Source organism: Klebsiella sp. SWET4 (assembly GCF_024296565.1).
In the GTDB taxonomy this organism is placed as follows: Bacteria; Pseudomonadota; Gammaproteobacteria; order Enterobacterales; family Enterobacteriaceae; genus Klebsiella; species Klebsiella variicola.
Genome location: NZ_JANCOB010000008.1, coordinates 91,628 through 112,694, shown reverse-complemented (window position 1 = coordinate 112,694; position 21,067 = coordinate 91,628). Strand labels below are relative to the sequence as shown.

The following is a 21,067-nucleotide window of genomic DNA, read 5'->3' as shown; positions in this document are numbered from 1 at the left end:
AATTATTTATGATTAATTTGGATAAGCGGCAATTCGTTCATTTTATGTGTTGAATTCGTCTTCTTTTTATTCAGCCTCTGTCTTGGCAAGACGTGCGGCGCATGGTTAAAAAATGAGCAAATTTATCAGGGGCTTTGCTCTGATATGAACATAAAGTGCGATCTGCATCACCGGTGTGCACCGAAACAGTGCGTAACATAAATGTGATTTCCAGGCCTTGATGTTTAAGTTTGTTGAATTTTGCTAACAGTAATTGACATAAAAAAAGGCCAGCTTGCGCTGGCCTTTCAGGTTTATGTCAGAAAAATTTAGAATGTCGCGTTGCGCGGGGTACGCGGGAACGGAATGACATCGCGGACGTTCTGCACGCCGGTGACGTAAGCGATCAGACGTTCGAAGCCCAGACCGAAGCCGGAGTGCGGTACGGTGCCGTAGCGGCGCAGGTCGCGATACCACCAGTAGTCTTCTTTGTTGAGCCCCATCTCTGCCATACGCGCGTCCAGCACGTCGAGACGCTCCTCACGCTGGGAACCACCGATGATCTCGCCGATGCCCGGCGCCAGCACGTCCATTGCCGCGACGGTTTTACCGTCTTCGTTAAGGCGCATGTAGAAGGCCTTAATGTCTTTCGGGTAGTTTTTCACCACGACCGGCGCTTTGAAGTGCTCTTCGGCCAGATAACGCTCGTGCTCGGAGGAGAGATCCACGCCCCAGTAAACCGGGTTCTCAAACTGCTTGCCGCAGTTTTCCAGGATAGTGACGGCATCGGTGTAATCCACCTGAGCAAAATCAGCGGAGACGAAACGCTGCAGACGGTCAATAGCGTCTTTGTCTACGCGCTCGGCGAAGAACTGCATGTCATCCGCACGCTCTTCCAGTACCGCCTTAAAGACGTACTTGAGCATCGCTTCCGCCAGACCAGCAACATCGTTCAGGCTCGCGAAGGCGACTTCCGGCTCCAGCATCCAGAACTCCGCCAGGTGGCGGCTGGTGTTGGAGTTTTCGGCGCGGAAGGTTGGGCCGAAGGTGTAGATTTTCGACAGTGCGCAGGCATAGGTCTCGCCGTTCAGCTGGCCGGATACGGTCAGGAACGACTCTTTACCAAAGAAGTCTTTATCGAAGTCGACTTTGCCCTGATCGTTACGCGGCAGGTTTTCCAGATCCAGCGTCGACACGCGGAACATTTCGCCGGCGCCTTCGGTATCGGAAGCGGTGATCAGCGGGGTGGAAACCCAGAAGAAGCCCTGTTCGTCGAAGAATCGGTGCAGCGCCTGCGCCAGGGTATGACGCACGCGAGCTACCGCGCCAATCAGGTTGGTGCGCGGACGCAGGTGCGCTACTTCACGCAGATACTCGATGCTGTGGCGCTTGGCCGCCATCGGGTAGGTGTCCGGGTCTTCCACCCAGCCGGTGACTTCCACGCTGGTCGCCTGGATCTCAAAGCTTTGACCCTGGCCCTGGGAAGCCACGACTTTACCGGTGACAATCACCGAGCAACCGGTGGTCAGACGCAGCACTTCCTGATTGTAATTGGGCAGAGAATTATTAATAACGGCCTGTACAGGATCAAAGCAGGAACCGTCATAGACGGCGAGGAATGAAAAGCCAGCTTTAGAATCTCGGCGGGTACGCACCCATCCGCGGACCGTGACTTCGCTGTCAACGGCAACGCGGCCCTGGAGTACGTCGGCTACAGGCACAACGCTCATAATAATCTCTCTATGTAGTCCAATAAAAAAGTCTCTTCCCCCTACAGCGGGGGGATATCTATGTTACCTGTCATCTTCCATCAGACAAGTAGATTTCGCATCATAAGCGGATAATTCGGCAATAAATAATAAAGAAAAAGGAGCCTGAAAGGCTCCTTAGGGGAATTAGCTCGCCTTTTTAATCGGCGGCAGGTCGAACGCCTCGCGCAGGGCGCGGACGAAGGCCTTATCGTGGCAGATGGTTTTCCCCGGGCTGTCGGAGAGTTTCGCCACCGGTTTGCCGTTACATTCCACCAGCTTAATCACGATATTGAGCGGTTTAACCTGCGGCAGATCGCAGGTTAAACGGGTGCCGATACCAAAGCTCAATTTCACCCGCGAGGCGAAGTGGCGATACAAATCGACCGCTTTGGCGAGATCGAGATTATCGGAGAAGACCAGCACTTTGCTCAGCGGATCGATGCCCAGCTTCTGATAATGGGCGATGGCTTTTTCACCCCATTCCACCGGGTCGCCGGAGTCATGGCGCAAACCCTGATAGCGGGTAGCGAATTCCGGACCAAAATCGCGCAGGAACGCATCCATGGTGATGCAGTCGGTCAGCGCGATGCCCAGCTGGTCGGGATACTCTTCCAGCCAGGCGGCAAGGGCCGCCCGCTGGCTGCTGGCGAGGTTCGGGCTGATCTGCTGGTGGGCCTGGAACCATTCGTGCGCCTGGGTGCCCATCGGGGTTAAATGTAAACGACGAGCCAGATCGTAATTGCTGGTGCCGACAAACCACGGCTCCTGCTGCAGACGTTGCACAATGGCCTCTTGCACTTCGCGTGAAAAACGACGGCGGGTGCCGAAGTCCATCAGGCGGAAGGCGCGCATATCGAGGCCAGCGGTCATGCTGGCGAAGTCGCCTAGCTTATGTTCCAGCGTGTTCAGCGCCTGATCGACGCCCATTTCTGGTGAACGATAGCGATGGACCAGCTCGCTTATCACCGCCAGCAGCGGGACTTCCCACATGATGGCTTCACGCCACGGGCCGGTAAGGCGAATGTTCAGCTTGCCGTTGTCATTGCTGACCGTGACCTGGCGCGGGTCATAGCGAAAATCGCGCAGCCAGTCGAGATAATCCTGGCGGAAAAAGGGAAGGGTGGACAACCAGTGATATTCATCATCCCGCAGTCTCAGGTCGCGCATGGACTCCACCTGCTCGCGGATCGCGTCGGCATAAATGCCGAGAAGGTCGTCTCCGCGGCAGCGAAACTCCGCCGCCACATGCACATCGCCGTAGCGGTGGAAGACAGCCTGCTGCATGTGCAGCTTGTAGGCATCCGTATCAAGCAGCGAGTGCAGTACAGGAGAAGTGAATTGTGTCATGGTGCGCAGTAGCATCCTCTCACTGGAGCGTTCCATCCAAACCAACGCGAAAAAAGGAGGCGGAGTATACCTTTATTACCCGGCTCTGTCCCGCGATGGCGAGCGATGGCGACGCTGACGGTCATTTGCGAGGCCTAGTTTAATATATTGAACATGGATCACACCACAAGCTTTGCGTCGGGTCGAGGGCATTTCGTGCCGCGCGTGTTAACAAAATGTAGCGGTTTTCGTGTTTCACATTGAAAAGATGAAGATTCTGCATAGCGCGATTGACACAACGGGAATAGACTGGGACGACACTTTACCCAAGATGCGAAAGGTTTTTTATGACACAACAGCCCCAAGCCAAATACCGCCACGACTATCGTGCGCCGGAGTATCTGATTAGCGATATCGATTTGACCTTTGACCTGGATGCCGCAAAAACCGTCGTTACGGCCGAGAGCAAGGTCTCCCGCCACGCGGCTGCGTCTGATGTGCCATTGCGCCTCGACGGCGAAGATCTGACCCTGATCGCGCTGCAAGTGAACGGCCAGCCGTGGAGTAACTATAAAGAAGAAAACAATCAGCTGGTGATCGGCGGTCTGCCGGAGCATTTCACCCTGACCATCGTCAATGAGATCAGCCCGGCGGCAAACACCGCGCTGGAAGGCCTGTATCAGTCAGGCGAAGCGCTGTGTACTCAGTGCGAAGCGGAAGGTTTCCGCCATATTACCTGGTACCTGGACCGCCCGGACGTGCTGGCGCGGTTTACCACCAAAATCATCGCCGACAAAGCGAAATACCCGTTCCTGCTCTCCAACGGCAACCGCATGGCGCAGGGAGAGCTGGAGAATGGCCGTCACTGGGTACAGTGGCAGGATCCGTTCCCGAAACCGTGCTACCTGTTTGCGCTGGTGGCCGGTGATTTTGACGTCCTGCGTGACACCTTTACCACTCGCTCCGGTCGTGAAGTGGCGCTGGAGCTGTACGTCGATCGCGGCAATCTCGACCGCGCGCCGTGGGCAATGACCTCGCTGAAAAATTCCATGAAATGGGATGAGGAGCGCTTTGGCCTCGAGTACGACCTCGACATCTATATGATTGTCGCTGTCGACTTCTTTAATATGGGCGCGATGGAGAACAAAGGACTCAACGTCTTTAACTCCAAATATGTCCTGGCCCGTACCGATACCGCCACCGATAAAGACTATCTTGATATCGAGCGGGTGATTGGTCATGAGTATTTCCATAACTGGACCGGCAACCGCGTCACCTGCCGCGACTGGTTCCAGCTCAGCCTGAAAGAAGGGCTGACCGTGTTCCGCGATCAGGAGTTCAGCTCCGACCTCGGCTCACGGGCGGTTAACCGCATCAACAATGTGCGCACCATGCGCGGGTTGCAGTTTGCCGAAGACGCCAGCCCGATGGCGCACCCGATCCGCCCGGATATGGTTATCGAAATGAACAACTTCTACACCCTGACGGTTTATGAAAAGGGTGCCGAAGTGATCCGCATGCTGCACACCCTGCTGGGTGAAGAAAACTTCCAGAAAGGGATGCAGCTGTACTTTGAACGCCATGACGGCAGCGCCGCCACCTGCGATGATTTCGTCCAGGCGATGGAGGATGCCTCTAACGTCGATCTGTCACACTTCCGCCGCTGGTACAGCCAGTCCGGTACGCCAATCGTCACCGTGCATGACGACTACAACCCGGAAACCGAGCAGTACACGCTGACCATCAGCCAGCGTACGCCGCCGACCGCTGAGCAGGCCGAGAAACAGCCGTTGCATATCCCGTTTGCCATTGAGCTGTACGATAACGAAGGCAAGGTGATCCCCCTGCAGAAGGGCGGCCATCCGCTGCACCCGGTGCTCAATGTAACTCAGGCCGAGCAGACTTTCGTCTTCGATAACGTCTATTTCCAGCCGGTGCCGGCGCTGCTGTGCGAATTTTCAGCACCAGTGAAACTGGAATATAAGTGGAGCGATCAGCAGCTCACCTTCCTGATGCGCCATGCGCGGAATGATTTCTCGCGCTGGGATGCGGCGCAGAGCCTGCTGGCGACCTACATCAAGCTGAACGTCAACCGTCATCAGCAGGGACAGCCGCTGTCGCTGCCGGTACACGTGGCGGACGCCTTCCGCGCCATCCTGCTGGACGAGAAGATTGACCCGGCGCTGGCCGCCGAGATCTTAACCCTGCCGTCGGCCAACGAAATCGCCGAGATGTTCGCCATTATCGATCCGATCGCCATCGCCACCGTGCGCGAAGCGCTCACCCGCACTCTGGCGAACGAACTGGCGGACGAATTCCTCGCGGTTTATCACGCCAATAAACTCGACAGCTACCGGGTGGAGCACGCCGATATTGGTAAGCGTGCTCTGCGCAATACCTGTCTGCGCTATCTGGCGTTTGCGGAGCCAACGCTGGGCGATAAGCTGGTGTCGGCGCAGTATCACCAGGCGGATAACATGACCGACGCGCTGGCCGCCCTGTCGGCAGCGGTTGCCGCCGAGCTGCCGAGCCGCGATGCGCTGATGCAGGAGTATGACGATAAATGGCATCAGGACGGTCTGGTGATGGATAAGTGGTTTATCCTGCAGTCCACCAGCCCGGCGGCCAATGTGGTGGAAACAGTGCGTGGTCTGCTGAATCACCGTTCATTCAGCATGAGCAACCCGAACCGTGTGCGTTCGTTAATCGGCGCTTTCGCCAGCAGCAACCCGGCGGCGTTCCATGCTGAAGACGGCAGCGGCTACCAGTTCCTGGTGGAGATGCTGACCGAACTTAACCAGCGCAACCCGCAGGTGGCGTCGCGTCTTATTGAGCCGTTGATTCGTCTGAAGCGTTATGATGAGAAGCGACAGGCGCTGATGCGCGCTGCGCTGGAGCAGTTAAAGGGGCTGGAGAATCTCTCCGGCGATCTGTTCGAGAAAATCAGTAAGGCGCTGGCGTAACGGTGGCAAAATCCCCGGTTGCGCTCTCGCTTACCGGGGCTACAGCGCTGTGCGATTTGGTAGCCCGGCCGAGCGAAGCGCGGGCCGGGGACGTTAGTTAGCCATGACTAAACAAACGCGGCGCACGCTCGCTGTCGCCGCGTTTCATCACCCGATCCAGCACCTCTGCCTCCAGCTCGGCCAGCTTCGCCGAACCGGTGCGCCGCGGTCGCGCAATATCCACGTTCAAATCGAGGCCAATTTTCTTCTCTTCAATTAACAGCACCCGGTCGGCCATGGCCACCGCTTCACTGACGTCGTGCGTCACCAGCAGGACCGTAAAACCATGCTCCTGCCACAGGGAGACGATCAGCTCCTGCATCTCCAGACGGGTGAGGGCGTCCAGCGCTCCCAGCGGCTCGTCCAGCAGCAGCAGGCGCGGGCGATGGATCAGCGCGCGGGCCAGCGCAACGCGCTGCTTTTGCCCACCTGACAGCGCCGCCGGCCACTCCTGCGCACGGCTCTCGAGTCCGACGCTGGCCAATGCCTGTAGGGCGGCGTCGCGCCAGGCGCCTTTTAACCCCAGCCCGACGTTATCAATCACCGTTTTCCACGGCAGCAGGCGCGCATCCTGAAACATCATCCGGGTGTCGTCCTGGATCGCCGCCAGGGGTGTCGCGCCCGCCAGCAGCTCTCCAGCGTTCGGTTTTTCCAGACCCGCCAGCAGGCGCAGCAGGGTACTCTTGCCGCCGCCGCTGCGGCCCACCACCGCCACAAACTGGCCGCTGGGAATATGCAGATCCAGCTCGTTAAGAATAGTGTTATCGCCATAGCGTTTCGTCACCCCGTTCAGCAGCAGCGGGATACCTGGGGTCAGACGGGCAGTGTTCATGCGTTAGCCTCCTGAAGATGATACGCCGGGTTCCAGCGCAGCCAGAGCCGTTCCAGCAGCTGGGCGCAGACATCGGCCAGTTTGCCAAGGATGGCGTAAAGAATGATGGCGACCACCACCACGTCGGTTTGTAGAAATTCACGCGCATTCATCGCCAGATAACCGATACCGGCATTCGCCGAGATGGTTTCAGCGACAATAAGCGTCAGCCACATCAGGCCAAGAGCGAAACGCACGCCGACCATAATTGAGGGCAGGGCGCCGGGTAAAATCACGTGACGGAACAGCGCGAAGCCGGATAAACCATAGCTGCGCGCCATCTCTACCAGCCCACGGTCGATATTACGGATCCCATGCCAGGTGTTGATATAGATCGGGAACAGGGTGCCCAGCGACACAAGGAAGATCTTGGCGGTCTCGTCGATGCCGAACCACAGAATTACCAGCGGGATCAGCGCCAGATGCGGGACATTGCGCAGCATCTGGATCGAGGTGTCCAGCAGACGCTCGCCCCAGCGTGACAGGCCGCTGATCAGGCCGAGCACCAGCCCGATGGAGCCGCCGATGGCGAAGCCGACCAGCGCCCGCCACGAGCTGATGGCCAGATGCTGCCACAGCTCACCGCTGGCCGAGAGCGTCCAGAACGCTTTCAATACCCCCTCCGGCGAGGGAAGCACCCGCGTCGAGAGCCAGCCGACGGACGAGGCCAGCTGCCAGACAATGACCGTCCCCACCGGCAGCAGCCAGGGGGCGAGGCGTAACAACAGGGGATGGGTTGATTTTGCCATCAGTGTCTCCTCAGCTTTGCGCCACTTTACGCGGGATAAACTCGTTGGCGACCGCTTCCCCCTGCAGGCGCAGGTTTTGCGGCTGCGGGATAGACGGCACGGCGACGTCGAGCAGGGGGAACAACAGCTCGCCGACCCGATACGCCTCTTCCAGATGCGGATAGCCGGAGAAGATAAAGCTATCAATACCCAGCGCAGCGTATTCATTGATTCGTTCGGCAACGGTGGCGGCATCGCCCACCAGCGCAGTACCGGCGCCGCCGCGCGCTAAGCCGACGCCGGCCCACAGGTTGGGGCTGATCTCGAGCTGATCGCGTCGACCGTTGTGCAGCGCAGCCATTCGCTGTTGACCGACGGAGTCGGTTCTGGCGAAGGCCGCCTGGGCGCGGGCGATCGTTTCATCATCAAGGTGGGAGATAAGGCTGTCCGCCGCCTGCCAGGCTTCCTCGTTGGTTTCCCGCACGATCACGTGCAGACGGATGCCAAAACGCACCCGGCGCCCATGCCGGGCCGCTTTCTCCCGGACCTGAGCAATCTTCTCTGCCACCTGCTTCGGCGGTTCACCCCAGGTGAGATAGAGATCGACCTGCTCGGCGGCCAGATCCTGCGCGACGTCAGACGATCCGCCGAAATAGAGCGGTGGACGGGGCTGCTGGAGCGGCGGGAACAGCAGCTTAGCGTCGCGAACGCGCTGATGCTTGCCGTTAAAGGTGACGGTTTCTCCCTCCATCAGCTTGCGCCAGATGTGGGTAAATTCAGCTGAGGCCTCATAGCGCTCGGTGTGGTCGAGGAAGACGCCGTCGCCGGCCAGCTCGGCGGGATCGCTGCCGGTGACCAGATTGAACAGCGCCCGGCCGTTTGACAGTCGGTCCAGGGTCGCCGCCTGGCGGGCGGCTACCGTCGGCGACACCACGCTAGGCCTGAGGGCGACAAGAAATTTCAGCCGCTGCGTCACCGGGATCATCGAGGCCGCAACCAGCCAGGCATCTTCACATGAGCGTCCGGTCGGGATCAGCACGCCGGTGAACCCCAGCCGATCCGCCGTCTGCGCGATTTGCTGCAGATAGCCGTAATCGACCGGACGGGCGCCCTCTTCGGTGCCCAGATAACGACCATCACCATGGGTCGGTAAAAACCAGAACATATTCAGACTCATGATTTCGCTCCTTGTGCGGCGGCGGGCTGCCAGATACGGGCCCGGATATCAACTTTTTTCGGCACCAGCTTGTTCTCATAGAACAGGTCGGCCGTCTGCTGCTGGCGAGCGGCAGTTTCGGCACTCACCGGGGTTACTGAGGTGGGGGGACGATGGTCCAGATAGCTGGCGATCACCGCTTCCGGTAATCCCATCGTTTTCGCCAGCAGCGTAATGCTTTGCGCGCGCTGGCTATGGGTCAGGGCATCGGCCTGAGTAAAGGTATCGAGTACGCCTTCAATGAAAGCGCCATTGCGTTCAGCGTAGGGGCGGGAAGCAAGATAGAACGATCCCGTCTGTTTCAGATCGGTTCCGTCAGTGAGTACCCGGGCGCCGCCCTGCAGCAGCGCGGCGGAGTAGTACGGATCCCAGATGGCCCAGGCGTCGACATTACCCTGCTGGAAGGCGGCGCGCGCATCGGCGGGGGCAAGGTAAACCGGCTGAATATCGCTAAATTTCAGGCCCGCCAGCTGCAGGGCGCGCAGCAGCAGATTGTGGGAGCTGGAACCTTTCTGGAAAGCGACCTTTTTCCCTTTTAATTCGGCAACGTTGTGAATAGGACTGCCTTGCGCCACCAGGATGACTTCCGCTTTCGGCTTGGGCGGCTCCGAACCGATATAGACCAGATCGGCGCCCGCCGCCTGAGCAAAGATAGGCGGAATGTCGCCAGTACTGCCGATGTCAATGCTGCCGACGTTCAGCGCCTCCAGCATCTGCGGACCGGCCGGGAATTCAATCCACGAGATATGGGTGCCCGGATAGCGCTGCTCCAGCAGCTGATGGCTCTTCGCCAGCACCATGCTGACGCTGCCTTTCTGATAACCAATGCGCAGGGCATCGGGCGCCGCCGGGGCGGCGTGGCCCAGCGCGGAGAACAACAGCAGTCCGCCGAGGGTCAGCGCGCGGAGAGGATTAAACATGTTCCACCCCACGCAGAGACGTTAACGACGGGGCGCGGCTGCTGGGACGATGCAGCGCCTGCCAGAAGGTCTCCAGGGACTCATCCAGGCGCCGCTGCAGGTTAGGGGTGAACTGCGGCTTATGCTGGTAATCCGTGACCTGGCTGTCATCGGCGAAGACGCCATGGAGGATCTCCTGGGCCTTCAGGGCATTCAGGACGGGTTTCAGAGCGTAGTCCACCGCCAGCATGTGGGCGATGGTGCCGCCAGTGGCCAGCGGTAGCACGATTTTGCCCTCCAGCGCGCGCTCAGGAAGCAGATCGAGCAGGGTTTTCAGGGCGCCGGAAAACGAGGCTTTATACACCGGCGTGGCGATAATCAGACCGTCGGCCCCGGCCAGTTGCTCATTGAGCGTTTGTAGCGCCGGGTTGTCAAAGCGAGCGTACAGGAGGTCTTCCGGGGCAAAGTTCTGCAGATGCCAGTGGCAGACTTCGATATCGGCGGCGGTGAGCGTCTCTCTGGCATATTCCAGCAGGGCGCTGGAACGGGAAGGGTAACGCGGGCTGCCCGCAAGCGTAATGACGCGCATCTCTCTCTCCTTATAACTAAATGTTTGCATTTATCTATAATTGATAACATTTGCAGTGAGTGTGACAGAGCACCATTATTTCCCTAAATGATTTATCCACCGTTAGATAGCCGAAAAGCGCATAACGGCGCGGGGAGAGGTAATCGTTTGCGCTGATGGGTGATTTTTTGTCGCAGGTCAATTCCCTTTCAGCTGAGGATCGCACATAATACGCCCCCGGTTTGCACACCGGGAATCCAGGAGAGTTCATGTACTACCCCTTCGTTCGTAAAGCCCTTTTTCAGCTCGATCCTGAGCGCGCTCATGAAGTTACCTTTCAACAATTACGCCGTGTCACCGGGACGCCGCTGGAAATGCTGGTTCGCCAGAAGGTACCGGCCAGGCCCGTTACCTGCATGGGGCTGACCTTTAAAAATCCGCTGGGTCTGGCGGCCGGGCTGGATAAAAATGGGGAATGCATTGACGCGCTGGGCGCGATGGGTTTTGGTTCGATTGAGATCGGCACCGTCACCCCGCGTCCGCAGCCGGGCAACGATAAACCGAGGATCTTCCGTCTGGTGGATGCCGAGGGGTTGATCAACCGCATGGGCTTTAATAACCATGGCGTTGATAACCTGGTTGAGAACGTGAAAAAGGCGCATTTTGACGGCGTGCTGGGCATCAATATCGGCAAAAATAAAGATACGCCGGTGGAGCACGGTAAAGATGATTACCTGATTTGTATGGAAAAAGTCTATCCTTACGCCGGGTATATCGCCATTAATATCTCCTCACCGAATACCCCGGGACTGCGTACGCTGCAATACGGTGAAGCGCTCGATGATTTACTCTCCGGTATTAAAAATAAGCAGCTTGAGCTGCAGCAAAAGCATCAGAAATATGTTCCGGTCGCCGTGAAGATCGCGCCGGATCTTTTACCAGAGGAATTGATCCAGGTTGCCGATAGCCTCGTGCGTCATAATATTGATGGGGTAATTGCAACCAATACCACCCTCGATCGTTCTCTGGTTCAGGGAATGAAACATTGTGATGAGACCGGTGGGCTTAGCGGTCGTCCATTACAATTAAAGAGCACTGAAATTATCCGTATGCTCTCCGCTGAGCTGAATGGTCGTTTGCCTATCATCGGCGTGGGCGGTATTGATTCGGTGATTGCTGCGCGAGAAAAGATAGCCGCCGGAGCATCGTTGGTGCAGATCTATTCCGGATTTATTTTTAAAGGTCCGCCGCTGATTAAAGAAATTGTTACCCACATCTAATCTTTTCCTCCGCTGAAACCCACCCAGGGCTTTATTTCCGGCCCTGGTTGTTTTATATTCCCTCACTGTTGCTTATTTAAACATTTTAGACTTTTCTTAATTTTAGAAAATATTCTGCGGCAAGTCGCAACAACTTTGCAGAGGCGTATGAAAGGGGACAGGGGGAAAAATGCGCATTAAACCTGACGATAACTGGCGTTGGTATTACGATGAACAGCATGACCGCATGATGCTCGATTTGGCCAATGGCATGTTATTTCGCTCGCGCTTCGCCCGGCGAATGCTGACCCCGGATGCCTTTGCGCCGTCGGGATTCTGCGTCGATGACGCCGCGCTCTATTTCTCCTTTGAAGAAAAATGTCGCGATCTCGAACTGTCGAAAGAACAGCGAGCGGAATTAGTCCTCAATGCGTTAACCGCGATCCGTTTTCTCAAACCGCAGATGCCGAAAAGCTGGCACTTTATCGCTCATCCCCACCAGTGGCAGCCGAGCGGCGGCGACGCCGCCTGCGTCTGGCTGAGCGATACCGGGGAGCAGGTGAATTTGCTGGTGGTGGAGCCGGGAGATAACGCCGCGCTTTGTCTGCTGGCCCAGCCGGGTCTCACCCTTGCCGGGCGCGTGATGCAGTTAGGCGACGTTATTAAAATCATGAACGACAGGCTGCAGCCGGCGCAGAGCGCGGTCAGCTACAGCCTGGGACAGGCGGTTTAAGGCGCCAGGCGCAGCGCCGTTTTCGGTACGCAGCTGCAGGCGAGAATGGTGCCGTCCCCGGCGACCGCATTTTTCTTTAACGCGCTGACTTCGCCCTCTTCCAGCCGAATGCGGCAGCTGCCGCAGATCCCTGCCCGACACGAATAGGGTACGCGAATGCCCTGTTGCTCCAGTTGCTCCAGCAGCACCTGCTGGTTATTCCCGCTAAACTGTTGACCCTGCCATTCGATGGCAACCGTAGCTTGCTGCTGCGCTTCCGGGGCCGGAGTATCGTCGCTCTCGCCGGCGCCGTAGGCTTTCGCCGGGCCGCGGGCGAGGATTTCGACTTCATCACCCACCCGGATCACCCCGCTGTTGCGGGCAATCAGGTTCTGGCCAAAATCGACATCGCTATTGTCCAGCGCAGTACGAAAACGCTTTAAGGTTTCCAGCGGCTCCCCGGTGGGATGCTTCTGCCCGCGCTCTGGACTGACGGTGGTAAAAATGCAGCGGCTGCATGGCTTAGCGACGTCAAACACCACTTCGCCGACGCGGATCACTTTCCAGCTATCTTCATCCCAGGCGGCCGCGCCGGTGACCACGAGGTTAGGACGAAACTGTTCTATGCTTACGCTGGCCGGGCAGCGTTGCTGCAGATCGCGCAGCGAGGCCTCGTTAGCCAGCAGGTACGGGTAGCCGTCGGCGAAGGAGAGCGGTACCGCATCGTGGCGCTTCACCCGGCGGGTTAACTGCGGCCCCAGCCAGCGCAGCTGGACATCGCGCTTGAAAAAGCCGCTGAGCCACTGGTTAACGGCGGCGGGTGCGATAAGGGCGGTGAAATGGTTGCCCCAGACTTCGGTGGGCTCGGCCTGCAGGGCGAAATCGCTAAAACGCACCACGGCGCTGCTGCCGTCCGGCGCGGTCAGGTGAAGGCCATCATGCAGCGGCGCCGGAATAAATTTTACCATTTGCGGAAACTGGCGGGCGGTAATAAAGGTCCCGTCGTTTTCGGTGACCATAAACAGGCGATCGAAGGCCAGGCCGCTGATATCAGCAAAGGCGTGGGTCAGGCCCATGCCGCGCATGGATTTAACGGGATGAATAAAAAGTCGCGAGAGCGTTACCATACGCTGCCTCCGGGTTCCAAAAATAAGCCTATAACTTTATGACATAGGGCACATATTGGCTATAATGCGCACCAATTTTCTTTAAGTAAAAGTGACGATATGAATTCTCTGTTTGCCAGTACGGCTCGTGGGCTGGAAGAGCTGTTAAAAACTGAACTGGAAGGACTTGGCGCGACGGACTGCCAGGTCGTCCAGGGCGGGGTCCATTTTCAGGGGGATACGCGCCTGCTGTATCAAAGCCTGATGTGGAGCCGGCTGGCTTCGCGCATCATGCTGCCGCTGGGCGAGTGTCGCGTATACAGCGATCTGGATCTGTACCTCGGCGTACAGGCCATTCCGTGGACGGAGATGTTTAACCCTGGCGCCACCTTCGCGGTACATTTTAGCGGCCTCAATGACGAGATCCGCAACAGCCAGTATGGCGCATTAAAAGTCAAAGACGCCATCGTCGACAGCTTCACGCGTAAAAACCTGCCGCGCCCGAATGTCGATCGTGAGTCGCCCGATCTGCGGATCAACGTCTGGCTGAACAAAGAGACGGCGCATATCTCCCTGGATCTGAGCGGGGAAGGGTTGCATCTGCGCGGCTACCGCGATGGTACCGGTATGGCGCCGATCAAAGAAAACCTCGCGGCGGCGATCGTCATGCGCTCTGGTTGGGTACCGGGTACGCCGCTGCTCGATCCGATGTGCGGCTCCGGTACCCTGCTGATTGAAGCGGCGATGCTGGCGACCGATCGTGCGCCGGGTCTGCACCGCGGCCACTGGGGCTTTGGCGGTTGGGCGCAGCACGATGACGCTATCTGGAAAGAGGTGAAGGCGGAAGCGCAAACCCGCGCCCGCCAGGGGCTGGCGGCCTATGGGTCGCGCTTCTATGGCTCTGACGTCGACGAGCGCGTCATTGAGCGCGCGCGCCGCAACGCCCGCCGGGCCGGCATCGGCGAGCTGATCGATTTTGCAGTCAAAGACGTCGCCCAGCTGAATAACCCGCTGCCGAAAGGCCCGTACGGCACCGTGATCAGCAACCCGCCGTACGGCGAGCGCCTGGAAAGCGAACCGGCGCTGATTGCCCTGCACAGCCTGCTGGGCCGGATCATGAAAAGTCAGTTTGGCGGCTGGAACCTGTCGGTGTTCAGCGCCTCGCCGGAACTGCTGAGCTGCCTGCAGCTGCGTGCCGATAAACAGTTCAAAGCGAAGAACGGCCCGCTGGACTGCATACAGAAAAACTATCACCTGGCGGAAAGCGAAGGCGGCAAGCCGGCGATGCTGGCGGAAGATTTTGCCAACCGTCTGCGTAAGAATCTGAAGAAATTTGAAAAGTGGGCCCGTCAGGAAGGCATTGAATGCTATCGCCTGTACGATGCCGATCTGCCGGAATATAACGTGGCGATCGATCGCTACGGTGACTGGGTGGTGGTCCAGGAGTATGCGCCGCCGAAAACCGTCGATGCGCACAAAGCGCGCCAGCGTCTGTTTGATATTATCGCGGCGACCATCGCCGTGCTGGAAATCGCCCCCAACAAGCTGGTGCTGAAGACCCGCGAGCGGCAAAAGGGTAAAAACCAGTATCAGAAGATGGCGGAGAAGGGCGACTTTATCGAGGTGCAGGAGTACAACGCGCGCCTGTGGGTTAACCTCACCGACTACCTCGATACCGGTCTGTTCCTCGACCACCGTATCGCCCGTCGTATGCTCGGCCAGATGAGCAAGGGTAAGGATTTCCTTAACCTGTTCTCCTATACCGGCAGCGCCAGCGTCCACGCCGGTCTGGGCGGCGCGCGCTCTACGACCACGGTGGATATGTCGCGTACCTATCTGGAGTGGGCGGAGCGCAACCTGCGTCTCAATGGCCTGACCGGTCGTGCGCATCGCCTGATGCAGGCTGACGTGCTGGGCTGGCTGCGGGAAAGCACCGAGCAGTTCGATCTGATCTTTATCGATCCGCCGACTTTCTCTAACTCCAAACGAATGGAAGATGCCTTTGACGTGCAGCGCGATCATATTCGCCTGATGACCGATCTGAAACGTCTGCTGCGTAAAGGCGGCACCATTATGTTCTCGAACAACAAACGCGGTTTCCGTATGGATCATGACGGGCTGGCGGCGCTGGGCCTGAAGGCGCAAGAGATTTCGCAAAAAACGCTGTCGCAGGATTTTGCCCGCAACCGTCAGATCCACAACTGCTGGCTGATTACTGCAGCCTGAAAGGAATAAAGAATGTCACTGATTAGTATGCACGGCGCCTGGCTTTCATTCAGCGATGCGCCGCTGCTGGATAATGCTGAACTGCATATCGAAGATAACGAACGCGTCTGTCTGGTTGGGCGCAACGGCGCCGGTAAATCGACCCTGATGAAGATCCTTAACCGTGAACAGGGGCTGGATGACGGGCGTATTATTTATGAACAGGATCTGATCGTCGCGCGTCTGCAGCAGGATCCGCCGCGCAACGTTGCCGGTACGGTGTACGATTTCGTCGCCGAAGGGATCGCCGAACAGGCCGCTTACCTGAAGGCCTACCATGATGTTTCGCATCAGGTGATGACCGACCCGAGCGACAAAAATTTAAATGAACTGGCCCGTCTGCAGGAACAGCTGGATAACCTGGGCCTGTGGCAGCTGGATAGCCGCATCAATGAAGTGATCGAGCAGCTTGGTCTTAACGCCGACGCGCAGCTGGCTTCGCTTTCCGGCGGCTGGTTGCGTAAAGCGGCGCTGGGCCGTGCCCTGGTCAGCGGGCCGCGCGTGCTGTTGCTGGATGAACCGACGAACCACCTCGATATCGAAACTATCGACTGGCTGGAAGGGTTCCTGAAAAGCTTTAAAGGCACCATTATCTTTATTTCGCACGACCGCTCCTTCATCCGCAACATGGCGACGCGCATCGTCGATCTCGATCGCGGCAAGCTGGTGACTTATCCGGGCAATTACGATCAGTATCTGTTGGATAAAGAAGAAGCGCTGCGGGTTGAAGAGCTGCAGAATGCTGAATTCGACCGCAAGCTGGCCCAGGAAGAGGTGTGGATCCGCCAGGGGATTAAAGCGCGTCGTACCCGCAACGAAGGCCGCGTTCGCGCCCTGAAAGCGATGCGTCGCGAGCGCGGCGAGCGCCGGGAAGTGATGGGCAGTGCGAAGATGCAGGTAGAAGAGGCTTCGCGCTCCGGCAAAATCGTTTTCGAAATGGAGAACGTCAACTATCAGGTTGACGGCAAAGTGCTGGTGAAAGATTTCTCCGCGCAAATCCAGCGCGGCGATAAGATTGCCCTGATCGGCCCCAATGGCTGCGGGAAAACCACGCTGCTGAAGCTGATGCTTGGCCAGTTGCAGGCCGACAGCGGACGGATCCACGTTGGCACCAAGCTGGAAGTCGCCTACTTCGACCAGCACCGTGCAGAGCTGGATCCGGACCGGACGGTGATGGATAACCTCGCCGAAGGTAAGCAAGAGGTGATGGTTAACGGTAAGCCGCGGCACGTGCTGGGCTATCTGCAGGACTTCCTGTTCCATCCGAAACGGGCGATGACGCCAGTCCGCGCGCTGTCCGGCGGGGAGCGTAACCGTCTGCTGCTGGCGCGACTGTTCCTGAAACCCAGTAACTTATTGATTCTCGATGAACCGACAAACGACCTTGATGTCGAAACGCTGGAGCTGCTGGAAGAGCTGATCGATGGCTATCAGGGCACCGTGATGCTGGTCAGCCACGATCGTCAGTTTGTCGACAATACCGTGACCGAGTGCTGGATCTTCGAAGGCGGCGGCCATATTGGTCAGTACGTCGGCGGTTATCACGACGCCCGCGGTCAGCAGGCCCAGTCTTTGGCGCAAAAGCAGACGATCGTTAAAAAAACGACGGAAGTCGCTCAGCCAAAAGCAGAAACTGTCAAACGCGGCGGGAACAAACTAAGCTATAACCTGCAGCGCGAGCTGGAGCAACTGCCGCAGAAGCTGGAAACGCTTGAGGCCGAACTGCAAACGCTGCAGGAGCAGGTAGCCGATCCTGACTTCTTTGGCCAATCGCACGATCGTACGCAGCAAGTGCTGGCGCAGCTGGCCGAAGCGGAGCAGGCGCTGGAAGCCGCCTTTGAACGCTGGGAATATCTCGAAGGATTAAAGAACGGCGCCTGAGCCGAGGAGTTGTCATGTGCGATCACCATCATGCTGCGCGACATATTTTATGTCCCCAATGTGATTTGCTGGTGGCTTTGCCGCAGCTTGAGCATCGCCAGAAAGCCGCCTGCCCGCGCTGCGGTACAACGTTAACCACCACGTGGGACGCGCCTCGCCAGCGTCCCACGGCTTACGCGCTGGTCGCGCTGTTTATGCTGCTGCTGGCCAACCTATTTCCTTTTATCTATATGAAAGTGGGTGGCATCAGCAGCGAAATAGCGCTGCTGGAAATTCCCAACGTGCTGTTTACCGAGGATTACGCCAGCCTCGGCACCTTCTTTTTGCTCTTTGTACAACTGGTACCGGCCTTTTGTCTGGTCACCATTTTGCTGCTGGTCAATCGGGTCAGGATGCCCGCTGGGCTGAAGGCGTTTCTGGCGCGCATTTTGTTTCACCTCAAGACCTGGGGCATGGCGGAGATCTTTCTTGCCGGCGTGCTGGTGAGCTTCGTCAAACTGATGGCCTACGGCGATATCGGCATCGGCCTGAGCTTTATTCCCTGGTGCATGTTTTGCCTGCTGCAGTTACGCACCTTCCAGTGCGTCGACCGCCGCTGGCTATGGGATGATATTGCCCCTATGCCGGCGATTACCCAGCCGCTGAAGGTCGGGGTAGCCGGGATCCGCCAGGGGCTGCGCTCCTGCGGCTGCTGCACGGCGGTGTTACCGGCCGACCAGACCGTCTGCCCGCGCTGTCACAGCAAAGGGACGGCGCGGCGTAAAAATAGCCTGCAGTGGACGCTGGCGCTGCTGGTGACCTCATTTATTCTCTATCTTCCCGCCAATATTATGCCGATCATGATCACCGATCTGCTGGGCGATAAAATGCCGTCGACCATTATGGCCGGGGTGGTGTTACTGTGGAGCGAGGGCTCCTATCCGGTGGCGCTGGTGATCTTTATCGCCAGTATTATGGTGCCGACGCTGAAGATGATCGCTATCGCCTGGCTGTGCTGGAATGCTAACGGCAACGGCGCGCGCGATTCGGAACGCATGCATCTGATTTATGAAGTGGTGGAATTTGTTGGCCGCTGGTCAATGATTGACGTTTTTGTCATCGCCGTGCTCTCTGCGCTGGTGCGCATGGGAGGGTTGATGAATATCTATCCCGCCATCGGCGCGGTCATGTTTGCGCTGGTGGTGGTGATGACCATGTTTTCAGCGATGACGTTTGATCCCCGTTTACTGTGGGATCGTGAGCCAGATTCAAGCCATGAGGAAATACAACAACATGGAAAATAAGAGCGGAGAAGCGAAAGTGCAGAAGGTGAAGAACTGGTCACCGGTGTGGATCTTCCCTATCGTCACTGCGCTGATCGGAGCGTGGATCCTGTTTTATCATTACAGCCATCAGGGACCAGAGGTCACGCTGATCACCACTAACGCGGAAGGCATTGAAGGGGGAAAAACCCGGATCAAGAGCCGCAGCGTGGATGTTGGGGTGGTAGAGAGCGCGACGCTGACCGACGATTTAACCCACGTGGAAATCAAAGCTCGCCTCAATTCCGGCATGCAGAAATTACTGCATAACGATTCCGTCTTCTGGGTGGTGAAACCGCAGGTAGGGCGCGAGGGGATCAGTGGTCTCGGGACATTATTGTCCGGGGCCTATATTGAACTGCAGCCGGGGTCGAAAGGTTCGGTGCCGGCGCAGTATCCGCTGCTGGATTCTCCGCCGCTGGCCTCGCCGGATGCCAAGGGGATCCGGATTTTGCTGGAAAGCAGCAAGGCAGGCCAGCTGTCGCCAGGCGACCCGGTGCTGTTCCGCGGTTATCGCGTGGGGTCGGTGGAAACCAGCACCTTTGATGCGCAGAAACGTCATATCACTTATCAGCTGTTCATCAACGCGCCTAATGACCGCCTGGTGACCACTAACGTTCGCTTCTGGAAGGACAGCGGGATCGCCGTTGATTTGACCGCTGCGGGGATGCGCGTCGAGATGGGCTCGTTGTCGACGCTGTTTGGCGGCGGGGTGAGCTTCGATATTCCGGAAGGACTGGACCTCGGCGAGCCGGTGGCGAACAAAACGGAATATCACCTGTTTGACGATCAGAAGAGCATCCAGGATTCGGTCTTTACCGAGCATATCGATTACGTGATGTTCTTCAAAGACTCGGTTCGTGGCCTGCAGCCCGGCGCGCCGGTGGAGTTCCGTGGCATCCGTCTGGGAACCGTCGGCAAAGTGCCGTTCTTTATTCCTGGGCTGAAGCAGCGTTTGAACGATGACTATCGCATTCCGGTGGAAGTGCGGGTTGAACCGCAGCGTCTGGTCAACCAGCTCGGCGGCGATCCGAATATTCGCGCTCACATTGACGATCTGATCAACCGCGGACTGCGCGGCTCGCTGAAAACCGGTAACCTGGTGACCGGCGCGCTGTATATCGATCTCGACTTCTATCCGAAAGCGCCGCCGCGTGGGAAAATTCAGGAGTTTAACGGCTATCCGATTATCCCGACCATTAGCGGTGGACTGGCGCAGATCCAGCAGCGTCTGATGGATGCGCTGGATAAAATCAATAACCTGCCGCTCAATCCGCTACTGGAACAGGCAACCAGTACGCTGGCGCAAAGCGAGAAGACCATGCAGCATGTACAGACCACGCTGGATAGTCTGAATAAGATCACCTCCAGTCAGTCGATGCAGCAGCTACCTGCCGATATGCAGACGACGCTGCGCGAGCTGAACCGCAGCATGCAGGGCTTCCAGCCGGGCTCCGCGGCCTACAATAAGATGGTGGCCGATATGCAGCGTCTGGATCAGGTGCTGCGTGAGCTGCAGCCGGTCCTGAAAACGCTCAATGATAAGAGCAATGCGCTGGTATTTGAGGCGAAGGATAAAAAAGACCCACAGCCGAAGGGAGCGAAATAATGAAAAAATGGTTACTGGTGGCAGCCGTTTGCGTGATGACGGCGTGCAGTAGCGGCGGTGAGAGCAAAACATATTACCAGTTGCCGGTGGTGCAGGGCGGCGCGCAGAGCGCCGCCAGCCAGGGGGCACGTCTGCTGTGGGTTGAGCAGGTCAGCATCCCGGATTATCTGGCGGGCAATGGAGTGGTCTATCAAACCACCGATGTGCAGTATGTAATCGCCAATAATAATCTGTGGGCCAGCCCGCTGGACCAGCAGTTGCGTACTACGCTGGTGGCAAACCTCAGCCAGCAGTTGCCGGGCTGGGTAGTGTCGTCCCAACCCTTGGGCAGCGAGCAGGATACGCTCAATGTGGCGGTAAATGGCTTTCACGGGCGCTACGACGGGCGGGTTATCGTCAGCGGCGAGTGGCTATTGAAGCATCAGGGACAGCTGATTAAGCGCCCGTTTAACATCGTGCTCAAGCAGCAGCAGGATGGCTATGACGCGATGGTGAAGACCCTGGCCCAGGCGTGGAGCCAGGAGGCGGTGGCCATTGCCGGCGAGCTTAACCGTCTGCCATAAGTAAATTTCATAAAAGTGATATGCCGCGTGG

Annotated in this window: 15 protein-coding genes and 1 pseudogene; 8 read left to right on the top strand and 8 right to left on the bottom strand. The window is 57.8% G+C overall.

Annotation, left to right across the window (positions count from 1 at the left end; all coding sequences use genetic code 11):
• Positions 1–308 precede the first annotated feature (308 nt).
• Positions 309–1,709, bottom strand: coding sequence for an asparagine--tRNA ligase (asnS, locus tag NKJ21_RS18370; protein WP_012542310.1), 1,401 nt, complete (start codon positions 1,707–1,709; stop codon positions 309–311).
• A 165-nt stretch (positions 1,710–1,874) separates the two neighbouring features.
• Positions 1,875–3,077, bottom strand: coding sequence for a nicotinate phosphoribosyltransferase (gene pncB, locus NKJ21_RS18365; RefSeq protein ID WP_032691145.1), 1,203 nt, complete (start codon positions 3,075–3,077; stop codon positions 1,875–1,877).
• A gap of 326 nt (positions 3,078–3,403) precedes the next feature.
• Here pncB and pepN point away from each other — a divergent pair, with 326 nt between their 5' ends.
• Positions 3,404–6,019: an aminopeptidase N gene (gene pepN / locus NKJ21_RS18360; protein WP_060876108.1), complete on the top strand. Its 2,616-nt coding sequence runs from the start codon at positions 3,404–3,406 to the stop codon at positions 6,017–6,019.
• 97 nt (positions 6,020–6,116) lie between these two features.
• Here the strand turns inward: pepN and ssuB are convergent, their stop codons facing one another.
• From ssuB to ssuE, 5 genes and pseudogenes are all read right to left on the bottom strand, one after another.
• Positions 6,117–6,890: an aliphatic sulfonates ABC transporter ATP-binding protein gene (ssuB, locus tag NKJ21_RS18355; RefSeq protein ID WP_008805876.1), complete on the bottom strand. Its 774-nt coding sequence runs from the start codon at positions 6,888–6,890 to the stop codon at positions 6,117–6,119.
• Positions 6,887–7,678, bottom strand: a complete 792-nt coding sequence (gene ssuC / locus NKJ21_RS18350; protein WP_008805877.1) for an aliphatic sulfonate ABC transporter permease SsuC — start codon at positions 7,676–7,678, stop codon at positions 6,887–6,889. Before ssuC ends, ssuB begins: the two co-directional genes overlap by 4 nt.
• A 10-nt stretch (positions 7,679–7,688) precedes the next feature.
• Positions 7,689–8,834, bottom strand: coding sequence for an FMNH2-dependent alkanesulfonate monooxygenase (gene ssuD, locus NKJ21_RS18345; RefSeq protein ID WP_012968613.1), 1,146 nt, complete (start codon positions 8,832–8,834; stop codon positions 7,689–7,691).
• Positions 8,794–9,793 (bottom strand): annotated as a pseudogene (locus tag NKJ21_RS18340) (sulfonate ABC transporter substrate-binding protein). Before NKJ21_RS18340 ends, ssuD begins: the two are co-directional and overlap by 41 nt.
• Complete coding sequence (ssuE, locus tag NKJ21_RS18335) at positions 9,786–10,361, bottom strand: NADPH-dependent FMN reductase (RefSeq protein WP_008805880.1); 576 nt, start codon at positions 10,359–10,361, stop codon at positions 9,786–9,788. The pseudogene NKJ21_RS18340 and the gene ssuE overlap by 8 nt, the downstream one beginning before the upstream one ends.
• Before the next feature lie 248 nt (positions 10,362–10,609).
• On the opposite strand from ssuE, the gene pyrD reads away from it, so the two are divergent.
• Both pyrD and zapC read left to right on the top strand, forming a co-directional pair.
• Positions 10,610–11,620, top strand: coding sequence for a quinone-dependent dihydroorotate dehydrogenase (gene pyrD, locus NKJ21_RS18330; protein WP_002898303.1), 1,011 nt, complete (start codon positions 10,610–10,612; stop codon positions 11,618–11,620).
• A gap of 169 nt (positions 11,621–11,789) precedes the next feature.
• Positions 11,790–12,332, top strand: coding sequence for a cell division protein ZapC (gene zapC / locus NKJ21_RS18325; RefSeq protein WP_254733113.1), 543 nt, complete (start codon positions 11,790–11,792; stop codon positions 12,330–12,332).
• On the opposite strand, the gene NKJ21_RS18320 is transcribed toward zapC, so the two are convergent.
• Positions 12,329–13,438, bottom strand: a complete 1,110-nt coding sequence (locus NKJ21_RS18320) for a YcbX family protein (protein WP_254733110.1) — start codon at positions 13,436–13,438, stop codon at positions 12,329–12,331. The two genes, zapC and NKJ21_RS18320, sit on opposite strands and share 4 nt — an antisense overlap.
• Positions 13,439–13,537: 99 nt before the next feature.
• On the opposite strand from NKJ21_RS18320, the gene rlmKL reads away from it, so the two are divergent.
• From rlmKL to pqiC, 5 genes are read left to right on the top strand one after another with little or no spacing between them, the layout of a single operon-like run.
• Positions 13,538–15,643 carry a bifunctional 23S rRNA (guanine(2069)-N(7))-methyltransferase RlmK/23S rRNA (guanine(2445)-N(2))-methyltransferase RlmL gene (rlmKL, locus tag NKJ21_RS18315; RefSeq protein ID WP_008805884.1) on the top strand — a complete coding sequence of 702 codons (2,106 nt, stop codon included), beginning with the start codon at positions 13,538–13,540 and terminating at the stop codon, positions 15,641–15,643.
• 12 nt (positions 15,644–15,655) lie between these two features.
• Positions 15,656–17,563: an ABC transporter ATP-binding protein gene (locus tag NKJ21_RS18310; RefSeq protein WP_012542303.1), complete on the top strand. Its 1,908-nt coding sequence runs from the start codon at positions 15,656–15,658 to the stop codon at positions 17,561–17,563.
• 14 nt (positions 17,564–17,577) lie between these two features.
• Entirely contained in the window at positions 17,578–18,846 is a 1,269-nt protein-coding gene (gene pqiA / locus NKJ21_RS18305; protein ID WP_012542302.1) for a membrane integrity-associated transporter subunit PqiA, read from the top strand.
• The gene (gene pqiB, locus NKJ21_RS18300) at positions 18,836–20,473 is read left to right on the top strand and encodes an intermembrane transport protein PqiB (protein WP_008805887.1); all 1,638 of its coding nucleotides are present in this window, start codon (positions 18,836–18,838) and stop codon (positions 20,471–20,473) included. Before pqiA ends, pqiB begins: the two co-directional genes overlap by 11 nt.
• Positions 20,473–21,036 (top strand): membrane integrity-associated transporter subunit PqiC, encoded by a 564-nt coding sequence (pqiC, locus tag NKJ21_RS18295; RefSeq protein WP_008805888.1) that lies wholly within the window; start codon positions 20,473–20,475, stop codon positions 21,034–21,036. The genes pqiB and pqiC overlap by 1 nt, the downstream gene beginning before the upstream one ends.
• The last annotated feature ends 31 nt before the right edge of the window (positions 21,037–21,067 follow it).